The sequence below is a fragment of the Bacillus sp. V5-8f genome, assembly GCF_002863565.1.
In the GTDB taxonomy this organism is placed as follows: Bacteria; Bacillota; Bacilli; order Bacillales; family DSM-1321; genus Peribacillus.
On the sequence record NZ_PGUW01000024.1, the window covers coordinates 205,362 to 225,382 of the forward strand.

A 20,021-nucleotide genomic window follows, 5' to 3' on the forward strand; every position below is an offset into this window, starting at 1 on the left:
GGAAAACGGGAGGTGCCATATTCATGAAACCTTTATCAGTGTATACAGGAAAAGCGGCAGTTCTGGATAGGGCTAATGTCGATACAGACCAGATTATTCCGAAGCAATTTTTAAAAAGGATTGAACGGACTGGATTTGGCGAGTACTTGTTTTTCGATTGGCGCTACGACAGTGAAGGAAATGAAAAAAAGGACTTTGAACTGAACCAGCCTCAAAATAAAGGGGCAGGTATCTTGATAGCTGGGGAGAACTTTGGTTGCGGTTCTTCGCGGGAGCATGCGCCGTGGTCGCTTCAGGACTATGGATTTGATGTTATTATCGCTCCTTCATTCGCGGATATTTTTCAAAATAACTGCCTAAAGAATGGAATGCTTCCGATTGCCTTGAAAAAGGAAGAAGTTCGTAGTTTAATGGATGCGGCAGAAGGTGAGGGGCATGAAATCTCTGTTGACCTCCCAGCGCAGACTGTCTCAGATAATAAAGGTTTCAAAGCCACTTTCGACATTCATCCTTATTGGAAAGAGATGCTCATAAATGGCTGGGATGAAATCTCTATTACTCTTCAATATAGCCCGCAAATTGAAGAATTTGAAAATAGAAAAAGCCCGATTTCTACTATTTAAAATGCGAGTAGAAGTAAGATGCCAGTGCTGCACATACATTGTGCAGCCTTTTTCATTTTACTTTGCTATTGAAGCAGTGAGAGTACGGGTATAATTTTGTATTTCCATCCAAACCATGCTAAACTGATTTTCATTAAAGAGAAAAAGTGAGGCGGAGTTGCCGATGAACGGAAATGAAAAACAGTCCAAGAAAGATAATATCGTTCTCTTTCCCAATCTTGCCGAACGGCTGATTAATAAAGGTTTGGACCATCTTGAAAAAAAAGAGTTCAGGCAGGCTGCCTCACTTTTTTCACAGGCAAGGGACCTTGAACCCGAAAATCCGGATTTAAACGTTGGATTGGTTGTCTCTCTGGTAGAACTTGGCTATTATTCAGAGGCCAAGGATCTATGCAAAGAACTCCTAAACAAGGGGATAGGAGACTATTTCCAAGTCGTTACTATTTACTTGATGGTGCTGCTTCAACTGAACGGGCATGAGGAAATGGTGTCTACAATCAGGGCCTTGCTTGAGGATGACCATATTCCCCCTGATAAGATCGAACACTTTGAGAAGATGCTGGAATTCAGCGAACGTGTACTGGAAGAAAAAAACAGCCAGGAGAGTATCAAGGAAGAAAAAATATATCAGGAAATCGAAAAAGAGGGTTTGTTTGAACAAAAAACGGAAAGCGGGATTATGCGAACGATTTCTAGGCTTACAGAAGTAAATATTAGACCATATGTACCGGAAATCAAGCAGTTTTTACGAGAGGAACAGGGCAATCCATTTTATAAAACATTGTTGATCAATATTTTGAGGGAGCAGGAGTATGACAAAGAGGTAGAGTTAAGGAAGTTTAATGAGACAGCAACATTCATTCCCGCCAACCTTTTTGATGTGGTGCAAAGTCCATTTTATATCGAAGTTTCAAAACTGGTAGAAGCAAATCTTGGCCAGGAGAACCCTACGCTTCTTGAAATGGTTAAAAGTTTAATTGAAAGGCATAATTTTATTTTCTACCCAAACGACCCATCTAAGGGCCATTTTTTAGAATGGGCAGCCTCTTACCAATTACTAGCAGCAGAATATCAAGGGATGGATCCGATAGCAGAGGAAATTGCAGAATCATATCGAGTTGAGGCTAAAGCCATAACGAACATAGTATCATATATGAAGAAAATTGAAGAAATTTCTTACCCGATAATTTAACTGATTGCTGTTGAAACCAGAGGATCCTGTGATATAATGTAGGGGTTGTAGTATACCCAGTATAAAAACACAACGGATCCCAACTGTTGGGTTTATATGAAGGATGACTTGTTAAGTGAGTACATAGCAGATTCATCCAACTGCTTATTTATTATTTATATAGATTTTTGGAGGGAAACACATGTCTGTAAAATGGGAAAAGCAAGAAGGGAACCAAGGCGTTCTTACAGTTGAAGTAGACGCAGCAAAAGTGAACGAAAGCTTAGACGCTGCATTTAAAAAGGTTGTTAAACAGGTGAATGTACCTGGTTTCCGTAAAGGCAAGATGCCTCGCCAAATGTTCGAAAAGAGATTTGGTGTAGAATCTTTGTACCAGGATGCTCTAGATATCATCTTGCCGGACGCTTATGCGGATGCTGTTGAAGAAGCAGGAATCAACCCGGTAGACCGTCCTGAAATCGATATCGACCAAATGGAAAAAGGGAAAAACTTAATCTTTAAGGCTACTGTTACGGTTAAGCCTGAAGTTAAATTGGGCGATTACATAGGGCTTGAGGTTGAGAAGTTTGAAACTGAAGTTACCGCTGAAGACGTTGAAAACGAACTGAAATCCTTGCAAGAGCGCCACGCTGAGCTTGTGATCCGTGAAGAAGGAGCTGCTGAGAACGGGGATACAGTAGTAATTGATTTCGAAGGATTTGTTGACGGTGAAGCCTTTGAAGGTGGAGCTTCAGAAAATTATTCCCTTGAAATTGGTTCAAATTCCTTTATTCCAGGCTTTGAGGAACAATTGGTAGGCCTTGAGACAGGAGCCGAAAAAGATGTCGAAGTAACTTTCCCTGAGGAATACCACGCAGCAGAGCTTGCTGGAAAACCTGCTGTATTCAAAGTGAAAGTTCACGAAATAAAAACAAAGCAACTTCCTGAATTGGACGATGAGTTCGCAAAAGATGCTGATGAAGAAGTTGAAACATTGGCTGAATTAAGGGAAAAGTTACAGAAGAAGCTAGAGCATGACAAGAAGCATGAACAAGAACATTTCATCCAGGATACCGTGGTAGAAAAAGCAGTTGCAAACGTTGAAATTGACCTTCCTGAAGTAATGATTACAAACGAAGTAGACCGTATGGTTGACGAGTTTGGACAGCGTCTGCAAGCTCAGGGTATGAACTTGGAGTTATACTTCCAGTTCTCCGGCCAGGATGAAGAAGCATTGAGAGGGCAAATGAAAGAAGAAGCTGAAGGCCGTGTACGGACAAGCCTTACTTTGGAAGCAATTGCGGATGCTGAGAACATTGAAGCCACTGAGGAAGACGTGGATGCAGAAGTTGCCAAAATGGCTGAAATGTATAACATGGATGTTGACACAATCAAGAAAGCATTGGGAAGCACAGAAGGCATTAAATCTGACCTGCGTATCCGCAAGGCCATTGATTTCCTTGTTGAAAACAGTACAACTGTAGAAGCAAAATAATAATTTTGAATTACCATACAGTGACAAGGCGCGAATTTTCGTGCCTTGTTTTATACATAAGAACTTCCAAAATATAGGTTACAAAAAAAGACAAAAATTCCTATATTATATCCCATACTAATGCAAATTACCTGATTGATTTTTTGTTGATTTCAGTGTAGATTAATTCTAATACGGCATATACATATTTATACATTTCCCTTGATTTTTTAATTCCTAAGGTTTGGGAATGCTGGCGAAGGGCAAAATACATATTAGTGATTTTTTTCTTGGATTTATTGGACAACTTACATGGCGGTAAAGCATTTTTGTTACAAAAATATTGAGAACGTGCTACAATGCAATTCATACCTTCAAATAAAAAATGCTTGCTCAGAAGGAGAATTTTTGAATTTATCGAATGATTCCCTTCTCTATGTATAGAGTTGAAGAGTTTAAAAGGGGTGAAAGTTCATGTTTAAATTTAATGATGAAAAAGGACAGCTGAAATGTTCCTTCTGCGGCAAAACCCAGGAACAAGTCCGTAAACTAGTAGCCGGTCCGGGTGTATATATTTGCGATGAGTGTATTGAGCTTTGCACTGAGATCGTTGAAGAAGAGCTAGGAACTGAAGAAGAAGTTGAATTTAAGGATGTTCCAAAACCGAAAGAAATTAGGGAAATTCTTGATGAGTACGTGATTGGACAGGAACAGGCCAAGAAATCACTTGCGGTTGCTGTATACAATCACTATAAGCGGATTAATTCCAATAGCAAGGTGGATGACGTTGAGCTTTCCAAGAGTAACATTGCCTTGATAGGCCCTACAGGAAGCGGAAAAACCCTGCTTGCCCAGACACTGGCTCGTTTATTAAACGTTCCATTTGCAATTGCGGATGCAACTTCTTTAACTGAAGCCGGTTATGTTGGGGAAGATGTTGAAAACATTCTCCTGAAGCTGATCCAGGCAGCTGATTATGACGTGGAAAAGGCGGAAAAAGGTATTATATATATCGATGAAATTGATAAAGTCGCCCGCAAATCAGAAAACCCTTCCATCACTCGTGATGTATCCGGTGAAGGCGTACAGCAGGCATTGCTGAAAATCCTTGAAGGAACAGTTGCAAGCGTGCCGCCTCAGGGAGGGCGTAAGCATCCCCATCAAGAATTTATCCAAATTGACACAACGAATATCCTGTTCATTTGCGGCGGGGCATTCGATGGGATTGAACCGATCATTAAACGCCGTTTAGGGCAGAAAGTGATTGGATTTGGCACAGATATCAAGAAAGACGATGTGAAGGAAAAGGAATTGCTTTCAAAAGTACTTCCTGAAGATTTATTGCGATTTGGTCTTATTCCGGAATTCATTGGGCGTATACCTGTCATTGCAACACTTGAACAATTGGATGAGGCTGCGTTGATTGAGATCCTTACAAAACCAAAAAATGCACTTGTAAAACAGTATCAGAAAATGCTAGAGCTTGATAATGTTGAGCTTGAATTTGAAACTGAAGCATTGGTCGAAATCGCCAAGAAAGCAATTGAACGTAAAACGGGTGCACGTGGTTTGCGCTCTATCATTGAGGGTATTATGCTCGAAGTGATGTTTGACCTCCCTTCCCGTAATGATATTGATAAATGTATCATCACTGCTGAAACCGTTACGGACAATAAGCCGCCAAAGTTAATTTTAACTGACGGAACAACAATCAAGGGTGAAGGAAAGAAAACGTCTGCATAAGGCGTGATGTAAACCCAATAGTATCGAACAAAGCTGCCATCAATTCGGGCAGCTTTTTCAGTTCCATTAAAAATTCACCTGATGATAAATCCTCCTCGCCCAAAAAATTGGATTATTTCCAATCACCCAAGGAGATACTACCAATTACAACATACAAGGGTATGCAGGAGGGATTGCGATGAGCTGGACAGGCATTGCATTGGTGATCCAATTGTTTTTCGGGATTATCATTGGATTATATTTCTTGAATCTGTTAAAAGGACAAAGAACGCAAAAAGTAACAATTGACCGTGAATCAAAAAAAGAAATGGAACAGCTGCGTAAAATGCGTGCAATTTCGCTTACAGAACCACTATCGGAGAAGGTCAGACCTACTGCCTTCACTGATATTATAGGCCAGGAAGATGGAATAAAGGCTTTAAAAGCCGCCTTATGCGGCCCGAATCCGCAACATGTTTTGATATACGGACCTCCGGGTGTTGGAAAAACAGCAGCGGCCAGGTTAGTGTTGGAAGAAGCTAAAAGAAATGCTAAATCCCCTTTTAGGCAATCAGCTGTATTTATAGAGCTAGATGCAACAACTGCAAGATTTGACGAGAGAGGGATAGCGGACCCTTTGATTGGTTCTGTACACGATCCGATTTATCAGGGGGCAGGAGCTATGGGCCAGGCAGGAATACCTCAACCGAAGCAAGGCGCTGTAACGAATGCGCATGGCGGTGTGTTATTCATTGATGAAATCGGCGAACTTCATACCATTCAGATGAATAAGCTTTTAAAGGTACTGGAGGATCGTAAGGTATTTCTCGAAAGCGCGTATTATCAGGAAGAAAACACAAACATACCGACTCACATACATGATATTTTTAAGAATGGCTTTCCGGCTGATTTCCGGATGATAGGTGCCACGACCAGGACACCTAGTGAAATTCCTCCGGCAATCAGGTCGCGCTGTATGGAAGTTTTTTTTCGTGAGTTGAACCGGGAAGAAATTATTGAAGTTGCCAAAAAGGCGGCCAATAAGGTCAAGTTGTCGATTAGCGATAAAGGGCTTGAAACGGTCTCTGAGTATGCCCGGAACGGCAGGGAAGCAGTAAATATGATTCAAATTCTGGCTGGTATCGCCATCACGGAAGATCGTTCCTTTATAAAAGATGAAGACATAGAATGGATTGCGATAAGCAGCCAGCTATCTCCCCGCCTTGACCGCAAAATTGGCCAAAAGCCCAGGGTTGGTTTCATTAATGGATTAGCCGTACAAGGTCCAAACAGTGGATCTGTCCTTGAAATAGAAGTTACCGTATTGCCCGCAGCTGAAAAAGGAAGCATTAATATTACAGGAATCGTTGAGGAAGAAAGTATTGGTGGTCAAGGAAAGTCAATACGAAGAAAAAGCATGGCAAAAGGATCGATCGAGAATGTGATTACGGTCCTCCGTTCCATGGGAGTACCTGCCGACCAGTTTGATATCCATGTGAATTTTCCCGGCGGGATACCAATCGACGGCCCTTCTGCTGGAATTGCGATGGCGACTGGCATTTATTCAGCCATTTATAAAATTCCTGTAGATCATACGATAGCCATGACAGGTGAGATCAGCATCCATGGAATTGTGAAACCAGTAGGCGGGGTTGTTCCCAAGGTAAGAGCCGCAATATTGGCAGGGGCAAAAACGGTGATTATCCCCGCCGAAAATATGCAGTCCATATTAGAAGAAATGGAAGGCATTGAAATCATCCCGGTGACAACCATAAAAGAGGTATTCGAGAAAGCGTTGAAGAAAGATATGATCCCTGATCATATTTTGCCGGAATTAAGCTCAAAAAAAGAGAGTGTTTAAGCTTGCTTCGGCTTCCTATGAAATCGCCGCTGGACCTCAAATCGCCGCCAAGCTTTATTACGTGCTTTTAATGGGTTTTTTGTACATAATAGAGGGAAAGCAAGTGTTAAATGAAACAATAGACACTTGATTTCAAATAGGATAGAATTGTTAAAAGACTGGCTGCGCTGGTAAAGTTATACACAATGTAGACGATGCGATAAATGAGTGGAGGTGTCAGGCAATGGCTGATAACGAAATCATCGTCCCCCTCCTGCCGCTTAGAGGATTGCTTGTATATCCGACAATGGTGCTGCATCTGGATGTCGGACGGGAAAAATCTGTACAGGCCCTTGAAAAAGCAATGGTGGAAGACCATCTTATCTTTTTAACGACACAAAAAGATGTATCCCTGGATGAACCAGGTGAAGATGATATATACAAAATGGGAACACTAACCAAGGTTAAGCAGATGTTAAAGCTGCCAAACGGTACGATCCGCGTGTTGGTGGAAGGATTGAGCCGGGCGGAACTCACAGCCTTCTATGATCATGATACACATTTTTCCGCCAAGCTTGAAGTTTATGAGGACAGCGCGGAAAAAGAGATCGAGCATCAGGCTTTGATGAGAACGCTTTTGGAGTATTTTGAGCAATATATAAAAATGTCCAAGAAAATTTCCGCAGAAACTTTTTCCTCGACGGCCGATATTGAGGAGCCAGGAAGGCTTGCCGATATTATTGCGTCCCATCTGCCTTTAAAGCTTAAAGAAAAGCAGGAAATATTGGAAACAATAGATGTGAAAAAGCGCCTGAGCCGCGTCATTGAAATCATCAATAACGAAAAAGAAGTTTTAAATCTCGAGAAGAAAATTGGGCAGAGGGTCAAGCGCTCCATGGAAAGGACCCAAAAAGAATACTACCTGCGCGAGCAAATGAAAGCCATTCAGAAAGAATTAGGCGATAAAGAAGGAAAAACAGGCGAAATTGAACAACTGACTGAAAAAATAGAGGCTGCCGGAATGCCGGAGCATGTGAAGGAAACTGCGTTCAAGGAATTGGATCGCTACGAGAAGATCCCTGCAAGTTCTGCCGAAAGCGCGGTCATTCGCAATTATATTGACTGGCTCGTTTCTATACCATGGACTGATGCGACTAAGGATGATCTGAACATCCATAAAGCGGAAAAGATTTTAAACCGCGATCATCACGGGTTGGAAAAAGTAAAAGAACGTGTATTGGAATATTTGGCCGTTCAACAATTGACAAACTCATTAAAGGGTCCAATCCTTTGCCTTGCTGGACCTCCGGGTGTCGGTAAAACAAGCCTGGCAAAATCAATTGCTTCCTCTTTGAACCGAAACTTTGTCAGGATTTCACTTGGTGGTGTCCGTGATGAATCCGAAATCCGCGGCCATAGACGGACATATGTCGGCGCTATGCCAGGCAGGATCATCCAGGGTATGAAAAAAGCAGGAACAGTAAATCCGGTATTCCTTCTGGATGAGATCGATAAAATGTCGAATGACTTTAGGGGAGACCCTTCTGCAGCCATGCTTGAAGTGCTCGACCCTGAGCAAAATCACAATTTCAGTGACCACTATATTGAAGAACCATATGATCTATCAAATGTTATGTTTATAGCTACGGCAAATAATCTGGCAACGATACCAGGGCCGCTGCGGGACCGAATGGAGATCATCTCGATTGCTGGTTATACGGAAATAGAGAAGCTTCACATCTCTAAGGACCATTTGCTCCCACGCCAAATGGAAAAGCACGGGCTGCAAAAATCCCAGTTGCAAATTCGGGATGACGCATTTATGGCGATCATCAGGTTCTATACAAGGGAAGCCGGTGTAAGAAGCCTAGAACGCCAGCTTGCCAGCATTTGCCGGAAAACTGCGAAAATCATTGTTTCCGGTGAAAAAAAGCGAGTTGTGGTTAATGACAAAAACATTGAAGAATTTCTCGGCAAGCGCATTTTCCGTTATGGCCAGGCAGAGCTTGAAGACCAGGTAGGTGTCGCAACGGGGCTTGCTTACACTACAGTAGGCGGCGATACCCTTCAGATTGAAGTCTCCCTGTCCCCTGGTAAAGGAAAACTTATTTTGACCGGAAAGCTTGGGGATGTAATGAAGGAATCTGCACAAGCTGCGTTTAGCTACATTCGTTCAAAGACAGAGGAATTAAAAATTGATCCGAATTTCCATGAAAACCATGATATCCATATCCATGTGCCTGAGGGAGCTGTCCCGAAAGATGGCCCTTCTGCCGGTATTACGATTGCGACTGCCTTGATTTCTGCACTTACAGGACGCCCAATACGGAGAGAAGTTGGTATGACAGGTGAAATCACCCTTAGAGGACGCGTGCTTCCTATCGGTGGCCTGAAAGAGAAGTCGCTAAGCGCTCACCGCGCTGGCTTAACGAAAGTGATCATGCCTAAGGATAATGAAAAGGATATTGATGATATTCCGGAGAGCGTACGTAATGAATTGGAGTTTGTACCTGTCTCCCATCTTGATGAAGTTCTAGAGCATGCATTGGCAGGTGACAAGGATTGAAGGTAACAAGTGCGGATATTGTCATCAGTGCTGTCAAGCCTGAGCAATATCCAACCGATCCGCTTCCTGAATTTGCACTTGCTGGGCGTTCGAATGTTGGGAAATCCAGTTTCATCAACAAAATGATAAACCGGAAAAGCCTGGCGAGAACCTCGTCCAAGCCTGGAAAGACGCAAACCCTTAATTTTTATATCATTAACGATGAATTGCACTTCGTCGATGTTCCGGGTTACGGCTATGCCAAGGTGTCAAAAACAGAGCGGGCGGCATGGGGGAAAATGATAGAGACCTACTTTACTTCCCGTAAACAACTGCGTGCAGCATTATTAATCGTTGATTTGCGCCATCCCCCTTCCAGTGATGATGTGATGATGTACGATTTTTTGAAGCATCATGAGCTTCCCTGTATTGTCATTGCGACGAAAGCGGATAAGATCCCGAAAGGAAAGTGGCAAAAACACTTAAAGGTAGTGCGTGAAACGCTGGATTTGGATCCGGAAGACCAATTAATCTTATTTTCCGGTGAAACAGGACAGGGTAAAGAACAGGCGTGGAGTGCATTACAATCACTTATGTAAGAAGACAGGGTTTTTCCCTGTCTTTTTTCTTCTTAACAAGGAGGGAAACATATTGAGTTTATTTGAGGGGAAAATCAAGCTGTTAAAAGATTGGATCGGCCAATCTGAACGAATTGCTATACTGACAGGGGCAGGAGTAAGCACAGAAAGTGGGCTTAGGGATTTTCGTTCTAATGAAGGGATTTTTGCAGGAGAAGAACCAATCGAATATTACCTTTCACGTTCTTATTTTAATAGACATCCCGACGAATTTTGGAAGAAATATAAAACGATATTTCATTTGAAGCAATTACACGGTTATCAGCCTAGCCTTGCCCACACATTTCTAGCCGGTCTTGAAACAAAAGGAAAGGACATTACAATCATTACTCAAAATGTAGATGGTCTGCACCAGAAAGCGGGAAGCACCAATGTGATAGAGGTACATGGAACCGTTACAAGTGCGACATGCCCGAATTGTGGAAGAATATATGATTTCTCCTGTGTAATGGAAATGGAAGTGCCAGTATGTAAGAATTGTGGAAAGGTTCTAAACCCGGATATCGTTCTATATGGGGATGCTATCCATGGATGGGAGGAAGCGGAAAGAAGTGTGATGGAAGCGGATCTGTTCCTAGCCATGGGTACATCTCTTTCCGTCACTCCAGTCAATATGTTTCCTTCTTTGGCGCATGACGCGGGTGTCCCGCACAGAGGATTGCTGAACAATGAACCCACCATCATGGATCGTTATTTTGACTTAATTGTGGAAGAGAGGCTGGGAACTGTCTTCGAAGCCTTATCCAAATGAAGAACCAGGTTCGATTTTTTCCGGGCCTCTCATTTCTTTTTTATAAACAGCAGATAAAGGCCGGCCGCTACCAACAATGCCGGCCATAACTTCAATCCAGTCGAAACGCCTGTCTCTAGGATGCCCAACCAAGAAATTACTTTATCATAAAATAAGGATGAAATGGCAATGACTAATAACAGGATCCCCTGCAGCATGCCGCTGTTTGTTCTTCTGGCCTTAAGGATAAAGCCAAGAGCGATAATCAGAATGAAAATGCCGATATTGTGGGGCCATATATTGTATTTGTCCGCAATGTGAAAATGCAGTCCAAACCCGAATAAAATCACTCCCGGAAGAATTGCTTCATGGTCTTTCCCACCGTATGCCTGGCTTAAAAAAGCAAGCCCAACAATGCACAGCAAGGTTGGCCATGTAAAGAATCCAGGAAAGATTTCGATCCTGGACTCTTCTAGAAAAAAATAAAGCCCAAACCCAATTAATAGGGTTCCGGGAAAAATCCTTTGACCTTTCATATGTCCCTCCTGATTTCCGGTTTGGATACTTGAAGTTAACCATTATATTTGATATGGTACTTTTGAAGCGAATGTCGAAAAATGTACGTTACTTACTATATATCATAAACTTTCCATTTGAAACAGTCGAAACATTTTGATAGAACTTATTCACCTGAACTCTGTTTCGACATTTCATTAACTGTTCATATTTTTTTTATCTATTATACATAGAAAATGATATAATATCATAGGTATACATTTATATTTTGGGGGTGTTTCAAGGAAATGCATATTCTAGCGGTAGGACTAAACTATAAAACTGCCCCTGTAGAAATACGTGAAAAATTGTCATTTACCGAAGCCGAACTTGCAGATGCAATGAAGGCACTTAAGAATAAAAAAAGCATCTTGGAAAACGTGATCGTCTCTACCTGCAATAGAACGGAAATTTATGTGGTAGCCGATCAAATCCATACATCAAGATATTATATAAAAGAATTTCTTTCAGAATGGTTCAAAATTGATAAAGAAGAGTTCTCTCCCTATCTCTTTATTTATGAAGGGGAGGGTGCGATTGAACATTTGTTCAAGGTTGCCTGCGGATTGGATTCAATGGTGCTTGGAGAAACGCAAATTCTTGGACAAGTCCGTTCAAGCTATATGGTTGCACAGGAGGAAGGAACGATCGGCACTGTGTTTAACCATTTGTTCAAGCAAGCGTTGACTTTGTCGAAAAAGGCGCATGCCGAAACGGAAATTAATGCGAATGCCGTTTCCGTTAGCTATGCTGCGGTAGAGCTGGCAAAAAAAATCTTTGGAACCCTGAACGGCAAGAATACGCTTATTCTCGGCGCGGGAAAAATGGGTGAACTGGCGATTCAGAACCTTCACAGCAATGGTGCTGACAATATCACTGTTATCAATCGTACCTATGAAAAAGCGATTGCGTTGGCTGAACGTTTTGCTGGCCGTGCGAAAAGACTTCAGGAGCTTTCATCCGCTTTAGTAGATACGGATATCCTAATTACTTCTACAGGTGCTAAGGATTTTGTCATTACTGAAGAAATGATGGCCAATGTAAACAAGCTTAGAAAGGGCCGTCCAATTTTTATGGTCGACATTGCAGTGCCACGCGATTTAGATCCTGAATTGGCAAAGCATGAAAATGTTTTTCTTTATGACATAGATGACTTGGAAGGAATCGTTCAGGCAAATATACAGGAGCGTGAAAATGCTGCTGAAAAAATTTCGATCATGATTGAGTCAGAAATTGTAGAATTTAATCGATGGATCGATATGCAGGGCGTGGTGCCTGTGATTTCCGCCCTCCGGGAAAAAGCGCTTGCCATCCAGGCTGAAACAATGAACAGCCTTGAAAGAAAGCTCCCGCATCTAAGCGAACGGGACAAAAAAGTTTTGAGCAAGCATACAAAAAGCATTATTAACCAGATGCTAAAAGACCCGATTTTATATGCTAAGGAATTGGCAGGGAAACCGGATGTAGATGAGGCATTGAGCCGATTTATGAAGGTTTTTCACCTGGAGGAAATGGTTGAAGTACAGGAGCAGCCTGCTTCAGTCAAGAATCCGGCTTCTGTTAAATACAATCACGCTGCGGCAAGGATATAGAGGCAAATATGCTGGAATTATTTATGACGAGATTGCACGAAGCTACTGTCATTTTATATGCGTTCAGTGTGCTTTTATACTTTATAGATTTTCTGAATAATAACCGGAAGGCAAATCAATTTGCCTTCTGGCTGCTTGCAATTGTTTGGCTTCTTCAAACAATTTTTTTATTTCTATATATGTTGGAAACCGGAAGATTTCCTGTGCTTACAATATTTGAAGGACTTTATTTTTATGCATGGATATTGATTACGCTGTCACTCGTGATCAACCGGTTAATGCGTGTGGATTTTATCGTGTTTTTTACCAATGTTCTCGGATTTATCGTGATGGCGGTCCATACTTTTGCCCCGCTGCAGATTGAATCAGAAGTACTGGCGCAAAAATTGGTGTCCGAGCTGCTGTTTATTCATATTACCATGGCGATTCTTTCATATGGGGCGTTTTCGCTGTCATTTGTTTTTTCATTGCTCTATCTCATCCAATATGACCTTCTTAAAAGGAAAAAGTGGGGAAAGAGGCTGATGAGGCTGGGGGATCTGGCTAAATTGGAGCATATGTCTTACGTAATGGCAGTTATCGGGGTTCCCATGCTCGTCCTCTCCCTTATTCTTGGATTGCAATGGGCCTATTTAAAGGTTCCCAATCTGTTTTGGTATGATCCGAAAATTATCGGTTCCTTTATTGTTTTAATAGCATATAGCGTGTATTTATATTTAAAAGTTCGGAAACAAATGTATGGTAAGACGCTAGCTCTTTGGAATATTGCTTCTTTTTTAGTTGTCATCATTAATTTCTCCCTGTTCGGGAGCCTTTCATCATTCCACTTTTGGTATACATAGGAGGAAAACATGCGAAAAATTATTGTCGGATCCAGAAGGAGCAAACTAGCAATCACCCAAACAAATTGGGTCATCAACCAGCTAAAGGAACTCGGTGTTCCTTTCGAGTTTGAGGTCAAAGAAATTGTCACAAAGGGTGATAAAATTCAGGACGTAACATTATCGAAAGTGGGCGGGAAGGGCCTTTTTGTGAAAGAAATCGAACAGGCTATGCTTGACAAGGAAATTGATATGGCGGTCCACAGTATGAAGGATATGCCTGCTGTAATGCCTGAAGGTTTGACAATAGGCTGTGTGCCTCCAAGAGAAGACCATCGGGATGCATTGATTTCGAAGAATCATATACCATTGGAAGAGCTGAAAGAGGGTGCCATAATCGGAACAAGCAGCCTGCGTAGAGGGGCTCAGCTGCTTGCAAACAGGCCGGACCTTGAAATCAAATGGATTCGGGGGAATGTGGACACTCGTTTAGAAAAGCTTTCTAATGAAGATTATGACGCAATCATTCTAGCGGCCGCGGGCTTATCACGCCTTGGGTGGAAGCAGGAAGTGGTTACACAATTTCTTGACACGGATCTTTGCCTGCCAGCCGTAGGACAAGGAGCCCTCTCGATTGAGTGCCGTGAAGATGATGATGAGCTTCTATCAGAGCTTAAAAAACTTACCTGTGAAAAAACAAGGCTTGCTGTTGAGGCAGAAAGAGCTTTTCTTGATAAAATGGAGGGCGGGTGCCAGGTGCCGATTGCAGGATTTGCAACAGTGACAGGCAGCAGTTCGGTTTCCCTTGCTGCACTTGTCGCATCTCCAGATGGAAAAATAATTTATAAAGAAATAATAGAAGGAACAGACCCGGTCAGTGTCGGGAATGAAGCAGCACGGCTGTTAAGTGAGAAAGGTGCAAAGGAATTGATTGACCGCGTTAAAGAGGAGCTCGACCAGTAATGCGGACCTTCAAACCTCTAAAGGGATATAATGTCCTTGTAACAAGAGGGAAGGAGCAGTCTGAAAGCCTTAACCGAATCATTGCTGCTAATGGAGGGAATTCTTATGCGGTTCCCCTGATTGATTTTGTTTTGCCAAAGGATCCCAGTGCTGTGAAAAAATATATTGTACACCTGGATGAGTTTGACTGGCTTGTTTTTACAAGTCAAAACGGTGTCAAATTTTTCTTTGAATTGGCGGAACAAACGCCGCACATCGGAAACATGCCCAAGATTGCAGTGATAGGTGTAAAAACAAAACAGGCTCTTGCCGAATGGGGATATCAGGCGGATTTTATGCCTGATGAATTCGTAGCGGAAGCCTTTACAAAACAGTTTAATCAACATCTTCAACAGAGTGACAAAGTGTTGGTGGCTAAAGGAAATTTGGCGCGATCTGTGATCAGCGAGAGTATTAATCGATCTGGAGCAGACTGTAAGGAAGTTATCGTATATGAGACGATTCTTCCTGAAGCAAGCGAACCGAAGCTTGCTGAACTGCTCCGTAACAGAAAAATTGATATCGTTACATTTTCCAGTTCGTCAACGGTAAATCATTTTGTAGAAGTTGTAAAGAAGCATGATTTGCAAACGGAAGCACGGGATCTGATTGTTGTGTGTATCGGTCCGGTAGCAAAAAAAACAGCTGAAAACCTGGGACTGGTTGTCCACGTATACCCTGATATGGAATATACTGCCAAAGCGATGATTGAAAGCTTGATACATTACTTAGAACTTAGGAAATAAAAAGGAGGAAACAATATGAAAGACATTCAGTTTAATCGCCACCGCCGATTACGCTCTAGTGCAAACATGAGGGCGTTAGTGCGGGAGACGTATCTTCATAAGGAAGACTTGATTTATCCATTGTTTATCATTGATGGAGAGCAAGTGAAAAATGAGATCTCATCCATGCCGGGTGTTTTTCAAATTTCAATGGATTACCTGAAAGCGGAGATGGAAGAAGTAACAAGCCTGGGGATTAAGTCTGTCATTCTTTTTGGAGTCCCCCATGAACATGATAAGGATGAGCATGGTTCGGGTGCTTTCCATCATAATGGCCTAGTTCAACAAGCAACCAGACTCATTAAAAAAGAGTTTCCTGAAGTCATTGTCATCGCAGATACCTGCCTGTGTGAATACACAAGCCACGGACACTGCGGCATCGTGGAAGACGGAAAAATTCTGAATGACCCATCTCTCGACCTTCTTGCTCAAACAGCAGTGAGCCAGGCTGAAGCAGGTGCGGATATCATCGCTCCGTCGAATATGATGGATGGTTTCGTGGCAGCCATCCGTGCTGGTTTGGATGAAGCAGGGTATCATGATATACCGGTTATGTCATATGGCGTAAAATACGCATCCGCATTTTACGGGCCATTCCGTGAAGCCGCCAACGGGGCTCCGCAATTCGGCGACCGCAAAACGTACCAAATGGATCCAGCAAACCGTATCGAAGCGTTCCGTGAAGCGGAATCCGATGTGATAGAAGGAGCTGACTTCCTTATCGTAAAGCCGGCTTTATCTTATATGGACATCATCCGTGACGCAAAAAATAATTTTACTCTACCGATTGTCGCCTATAACGTAAGTGGTGAGTATTCGATGATTAAAGCAGCAGCCCAAAATGGCTGGATCGATGAAAAAGCAATTGTGATGGAAATGCTGACAGGTTTGAAACGGGCAGGTGCCGATTTAATCATCACATATCATTCCAAGGATGTAGCCCGCTGGCTGGATGATCAGAACTAATCCTATATGGCTTTAAAATGAAAGGGGATGCGATTTATGCGGTCTTATGAAAAATCAAAACAAGCATTTGCGGAGGCACAGCACCTTATGCCTGGCGGCGTCAATAGCCCAGTACGTGCCTTTAAATCAGTGGATATGGACCCGATTTTCATGGAGCGGGGGAAAGGCTCTAAAATTTACGATATCGATGGCAATGAATATATTGATTATGTTCTATCGTGGGGACCGCTGATCCTTGGCCATTCCAATGACAGAGTCGTAGAAGCCTTAAAAAAAGTAGCCGAAACCGGCACAAGCTTCGGCGCTTCAACCTTAGTCGAAAATGAACTGGCGCAGCTTGTGATCGAGAGGGTTCCTTCCATTGAAATGATCCGGATGGTATCTTCGGGTACAGAAGCGACCATGAGTGCATTGCGTTTGGCCCGAGGCTTTACAGGACGCAATAAAATTCTAAAATTCGAAGGATGTTATCATGGCCATGGGGATTCACTGCTGATAAAAGCCGGTTCTGGTGTTGCCACCCTCGGATTGCCTGACAGCCCAGGTGTACCAGAAAGTGTTGCCAGCAATACGATTACCGTTCCATATAATGACCTAGATAGCGTAAAAGTTGCTTTTGAACAATTTGGTGATGACATCGCTTGTATCATTGTTGAGCCGGTCGCAGGCAATATGGGTGTAGTCCCTCCTCAGCCAGGGTTCCTTGAAGGGCTTCGCGAGCTAACAAGCAAAAACGGCTCCCTTCTCATTTTTGACGAGGTCATGACCGGGTTCCGCGTAGGCTATAATTGCGCCCAAGGATACTTTGGCGTCACACCGGATCTTACCTGTCTTGGAAAAGTAATTGGCGGCGGCCTTCCGGTAGGTGCCTTCGGAGGCAAGAGAGAAATCATGGAACAAATTGCCCCAAGCGGTACAATCTACCAAGCTGGTACTTTATCCGGAAACCCGCTTGCCATGACGGCTGGGCTCGAAACATTAAGCCAGTTGACTCCTGAGGTCTATGAGGAATTCAAACGAAAAGGAGATATGCTTGAACAAGGTATTGGCCGGGCGGCGAAAAAGCATGGCGTCCCGCATACCTTTAACAGGGCCGGTTCCATGATCGGGATGTTCTTTACAAACGAAGATGTCATCAATTATGAAACGGCGAAAACTTCAGATTTAAATTTCTTTGCAACGTATTATCGTGAAATGGCGGAACAGGGCGTATACCTGCCTCCTTCCCAATTCGAAGGGTTATTCATTTCTACCGCGCATTCTGATGAGGATATTGAACGAACGATTGCAGCGGCAGAAAAGGCGTTTTCAAGGTTAAAAGGATAATATGCAGATGAAAGAGGCTTCTTTATCACTAGGATAAAGGGGCTTTTTTTATTTGCCCTATTCAATATTTCTCTCAATTCTTTTAAATGAAGTCCTCCCCCTTCCTATCTCAATAAATAGCATAATTAACTTTGCTACTTCATAGATTGTTAATGGCATAGTCATTGTTTCTCTGAGGATTAGAAAGGAGGAGTTGTTTTGTCGAAGGAAAATCAATCGTATTTACGATTTTCATTAGAGGAATCCATATGGTTCCAAAAGGAACACGAAGTAGCTGAACTATATTCCATCTCCCTGGATCCCAATGTTACGATTCAGGAAAGAGATCAATACGTAATCATCAAGGGCACGCTTGATTTAAGTGGAGAATACAAGGAAGAACGGGGTACTGGAGAGTCTGTGATCAAGAATTATACTCAACACTACCACCCTAAAACGGTACAGCAGGTGGAAAGAAGGGATTCAGGTATTAATGAATTTATTCATCGGTTCCCGGTAGATATTACCATTCCATTTGACAGGATTCATTCTCTTCAGGATGTTGATGTGGAAATCCAAACATTTGATTATATATTACCAGATAAAAATTGTCTGAAGCTGCAAGCCGACCTGCTCATTACGGGGATTTACAGGGAGCAGCAGTCAGAAGTTGAGGACGAAACATTTGGGGAAGAACCAGAGGAAGAAAATAGCGAGCATGGAGAAGCCTTATTTGAAAGCGAGTTTAATGAATACACTCCAGGCCCTCAAGACACTTATGAACCAATCCATCACCTTGATAGGGAGGAAGTAAGCCTTGGAGAAGGTGAAATGGAAAATATGCCGAATATGGTTGAAGCCGACTTTGATCCGTTTGAAGAGTTTATTCGAAAAACAGCTTTTTTCCAAAGCCTAAAAGGGACAGAGGACCACCAGAAGTTCCAGGCTATGTTTGAACGCCCAATTAAAGCGGACGAAAACCCGGTTACCAATAGTGGCAATGATCTATATTCCCCATTTTATGCGGAAGCCAGAAAACTTCCTGAGGATGGTAGAGCCGAAAAATCGGAGCCTGAGCTAATAAGCAAACAGCCTGACATACCTGTATTCGAAATTCCAGTGGAGCCTCTTTATGATGAGCTGCAAACAAAATTGCAAATACCAAAAAAAGAACCTGAGACAACTCACCCATGGGGAGATACGAAACAGCACAGCAGCTTCGACCCGGATGAAACAATGTCGGGGCAACAGGAGCCGGAAAGCCCTATCCATCAACAACCTACAGTGCAACCACCATTAAATGCCGAACAGAATCAAGCAGCAGTTCAACAAGAGCCAACTGGTGAACAGAATCAAGAAGGGGTTCAACGAGAATCCAATGCTATCCATAATCAAGAACTAAATGATCCGCAGAAGCAGGCAGCAAGTCGACAAGAACCAAATGATCCGCAGAAGCAGGCAGCAGGTCGACAAGAACCAAATGCTCCACAGAATCAAGGAGAAAGTCAACAAGAACCAATTGTTATGGCGCCGGAACCAGTTTCAAATCAAGAGACTATGCCTGGACAGCAAAACATAGAACTATCAAACAGAGGAGAAAAGCAGCAGGAGTTACAGGAAGAATCAAAGCAGGCTGCGGATGCAACGCAGCAACAAACTGAACAGGAGGCACCGGTCTCTGCCAGTAAACAAGGAGATCAAGAAAAGCCTGACATACAAGCACCTATTAATGTTTCTAAGGGAATGGAAGAGGAAGCAACTCCTGTAGTTTTACATCAAGGATCGGGCCGGGAAGAGACAGAGACTCTCAAAGCCAAGACGGAGCCGAGGGAAAAACAACATGAGCCGCTACTGAACCTTGCTAAAAGAGAAGATGCTCCCCTAGTTAAAGAGGTAAGCAAGGTGAGCGGCCAATCTCCTTCCAATCGTGAAAAGGAACTGGCAAACCAGGAGGAAAAGGAACATGTTTCTTTAATGGACTTCTTTGGACGTAAACAGGAGGAACAACTAACAAAGGTAAAGGTATGCATAGTCCAGCATGGAGATACACTGTCATCGCTTGCTGACCGGTACGAAGTTAGCGAACAAGCCATTTTAAGCAGCAATGCACTTGAGCAGGGGCAGGATGTTTCCGAAGGTCAGGTGCTCTATATTCCAAGGGCAAAAGCCTTCAAATTGTAATGATCCAGAGCAGAGACAGCAGGCCCTGCTCTGCTGTTTTTTCAAATAACAAGCCAGTTTGAGCATGCCAT

At 42.8% G+C, this 20,021-nt stretch carries 16 protein-coding genes; 15 read left to right on the plus strand and 1 reads right to left on the minus strand.

What is annotated here, in order from left to right; translation table 11 throughout:
* Nucleotides 1-23: 23 nt before the first annotated feature.
* From leuD to CUU64_RS19900, 8 genes are all read left to right on the plus strand, one after another.
* Complete coding sequence (gene leuD, locus CUU64_RS19865; RefSeq protein ID WP_101635399.1) at nt 24-623, plus strand: 3-isopropylmalate dehydratase small subunit; 600 nt, start codon at nt 24-26, stop codon at nt 621-623.
* 163 nt (nt 624-786) lie between these two features.
* Complete coding sequence (locus CUU64_RS19870; protein ID WP_101635400.1) at nt 787-1,815, plus strand: tetratricopeptide repeat protein; 1,029 nt, start codon at nt 787-789, stop codon at nt 1,813-1,815.
* Nucleotides 1,816-1,996: 181 nt separating this feature from the next.
* The gene (gene tig / locus CUU64_RS19875; RefSeq protein ID WP_101635401.1) at nt 1,997-3,289 is read left to right on the plus strand and encodes a trigger factor; all 1,293 of its coding nucleotides are present in this window, start codon (nt 1,997-1,999) and stop codon (nt 3,287-3,289) included.
* 453 nt (nt 3,290-3,742) lie between these two features.
* On the plus strand, nt 3,743-5,011 hold the full coding sequence (gene clpX / locus CUU64_RS19880) for an ATP-dependent protease ATP-binding subunit ClpX (RefSeq protein WP_101635402.1): 1,269 nt from the start codon (nt 3,743-3,745) through the stop codon (nt 5,009-5,011).
* A 178-nt stretch (nt 5,012-5,189) separates the two neighbouring features.
* Nucleotides 5,190-6,851 carry an ATP-dependent protease LonB gene (lonB, locus tag CUU64_RS19885; RefSeq protein WP_101635403.1) on the plus strand — a complete coding sequence of 554 codons (1,662 nt, stop codon included), beginning with the start codon at nt 5,190-5,192 and terminating at the stop codon, nt 6,849-6,851.
* Between the two features lie 223 nt (nt 6,852-7,074).
* Nucleotides 7,075-9,396, plus strand: coding sequence for an endopeptidase La (gene lon / locus CUU64_RS19890; protein WP_101635404.1), 2,322 nt, complete (start codon nt 7,075-7,077; stop codon nt 9,394-9,396).
* On the plus strand, nt 9,393-9,974 hold the full coding sequence (yihA, locus tag CUU64_RS19895; RefSeq protein WP_101635405.1) for a ribosome biogenesis GTP-binding protein YihA/YsxC: 582 nt from the start codon (nt 9,393-9,395) through the stop codon (nt 9,972-9,974). Before lon ends, yihA begins: the two co-directional genes overlap by 4 nt.
* Before the next feature lie 52 nt (nt 9,975-10,026).
* A complete protein-coding gene (locus tag CUU64_RS19900) occupies nt 10,027-10,764 on the plus strand; it encodes an NAD-dependent protein deacylase (RefSeq protein WP_257985604.1) in 738 nt (245 codons plus the stop codon).
* A 29-nt stretch (nt 10,765-10,793) separates the two neighbouring features.
* Here CUU64_RS19900 and CUU64_RS19905 read toward each other — a convergent pair whose 3' ends face one another.
* Nucleotides 10,794-11,279, minus strand: coding sequence for a LiaI-LiaF-like domain-containing protein (locus tag CUU64_RS19905; RefSeq protein WP_101635406.1), 486 nt, complete (start codon nt 11,277-11,279; stop codon nt 10,794-10,796).
* 267 nt (nt 11,280-11,546) lie between these two features.
* Between CUU64_RS19905 and hemA the strand changes: the two genes are divergently transcribed.
* The 7 genes from hemA to CUU64_RS19940 all read left to right on the plus strand — a co-directional run bounded on the left by hemA (nt 11,547) and on the right by CUU64_RS19940 (nt 19,950).
* Nucleotides 11,547-12,890 carry a glutamyl-tRNA reductase gene (hemA, locus tag CUU64_RS19910; RefSeq protein WP_101635407.1) on the plus strand — a complete coding sequence of 448 codons (1,344 nt, stop codon included), beginning with the start codon at nt 11,547-11,549 and terminating at the stop codon, nt 12,888-12,890.
* Nucleotides 12,891-12,898: 8 nt separating this feature from the next.
* The gene (locus CUU64_RS19915) at nt 12,899-13,732 is read left to right on the plus strand and encodes a cytochrome C assembly family protein (RefSeq protein WP_101635408.1); all 834 of its coding nucleotides are present in this window, start codon (nt 12,899-12,901) and stop codon (nt 13,730-13,732) included.
* A 9-nt stretch (nt 13,733-13,741) separates the two neighbouring features.
* On the plus strand, nt 13,742-14,674 hold the full coding sequence (gene hemC / locus CUU64_RS19920; protein ID WP_101635409.1) for a hydroxymethylbilane synthase: 933 nt from the start codon (nt 13,742-13,744) through the stop codon (nt 14,672-14,674).
* Nucleotides 14,674-15,459, plus strand: coding sequence for a uroporphyrinogen-III synthase (locus tag CUU64_RS19925; RefSeq protein WP_101635410.1), 786 nt, complete (start codon nt 14,674-14,676; stop codon nt 15,457-15,459). Before hemC ends, CUU64_RS19925 begins: the two co-directional genes overlap by 1 nt.
* Before the next feature lie 15 nt (nt 15,460-15,474).
* Nucleotides 15,475-16,464, plus strand: coding sequence for a porphobilinogen synthase (hemB, locus tag CUU64_RS19930; protein ID WP_101635411.1), 990 nt, complete (start codon nt 15,475-15,477; stop codon nt 16,462-16,464).
* A 36-nt stretch (nt 16,465-16,500) separates the two neighbouring features.
* Entirely contained in the window at nt 16,501-17,790 is a 1,290-nt protein-coding gene (gene hemL, locus CUU64_RS19935) for a glutamate-1-semialdehyde 2,1-aminomutase (protein WP_101635412.1), read from the plus strand.
* A 198-nt stretch (nt 17,791-17,988) separates the two neighbouring features.
* Complete coding sequence (locus CUU64_RS19940; RefSeq protein WP_101635413.1) at nt 17,989-19,950, plus strand: LysM peptidoglycan-binding domain-containing protein; 1,962 nt, start codon at nt 17,989-17,991, stop codon at nt 19,948-19,950.
* Nucleotides 19,951-20,021 lie beyond the last annotated feature (71 nt).

Bases quoted from the DNA above. Each gene is read 5' to 3' on its own strand.
- leuD (WP_101635399.1), top strand. From the start codon at position 24: ATGAAACCTTTATCAGTGTATACAGGAAAAGCGGCAGTTCTGGATAGG.
- CUU64_RS19870 (WP_101635400.1), top strand. From the start codon at position 787: ATGAACGGAAATGAAAAACAGTCCAAGAAAGATAATATCGTTCTCTTT.
- tig (WP_101635401.1), top strand. From the start codon at position 1,997: ATGTCTGTAAAATGGGAAAAGCAAGAAGGGAACCAAGGCGTTCTTACA.
- clpX (WP_101635402.1), top strand. From the start codon at position 3,743: ATGTTTAAATTTAATGATGAAAAAGGACAGCTGAAATGTTCCTTCTGC.
- lonB (WP_101635403.1), top strand. From the start codon at position 5,190: ATGAGCTGGACAGGCATTGCATTGGTGATCCAATTGTTTTTCGGGATT.
- lon (WP_101635404.1), top strand. From the start codon at position 7,075: ATGGCTGATAACGAAATCATCGTCCCCCTCCTGCCGCTTAGAGGATTG.
- CUU64_RS19905 (WP_101635406.1), bottom strand. From the start codon at position 11,279: ATGAAAGGTCAAAGGATTTTTCCCGGAACCCTATTAATTGGGTTTGGG.
- hemA (WP_101635407.1), top strand. From the start codon at position 11,547: ATGCATATTCTAGCGGTAGGACTAAACTATAAAACTGCCCCTGTAGAA.
- CUU64_RS19915 (WP_101635408.1), top strand. From the start codon at position 12,899: ATGCTGGAATTATTTATGACGAGATTGCACGAAGCTACTGTCATTTTA.
- hemC (WP_101635409.1), top strand. From the start codon at position 13,742: ATGCGAAAAATTATTGTCGGATCCAGAAGGAGCAAACTAGCAATCACC.
- CUU64_RS19925 (WP_101635410.1), top strand. From the start codon at position 14,674: ATGCGGACCTTCAAACCTCTAAAGGGATATAATGTCCTTGTAACAAGA.
- hemB (WP_101635411.1), top strand. From the start codon at position 15,475: ATGAAAGACATTCAGTTTAATCGCCACCGCCGATTACGCTCTAGTGCA.
- hemL (WP_101635412.1), top strand. From the start codon at position 16,501: ATGCGGTCTTATGAAAAATCAAAACAAGCATTTGCGGAGGCACAGCAC.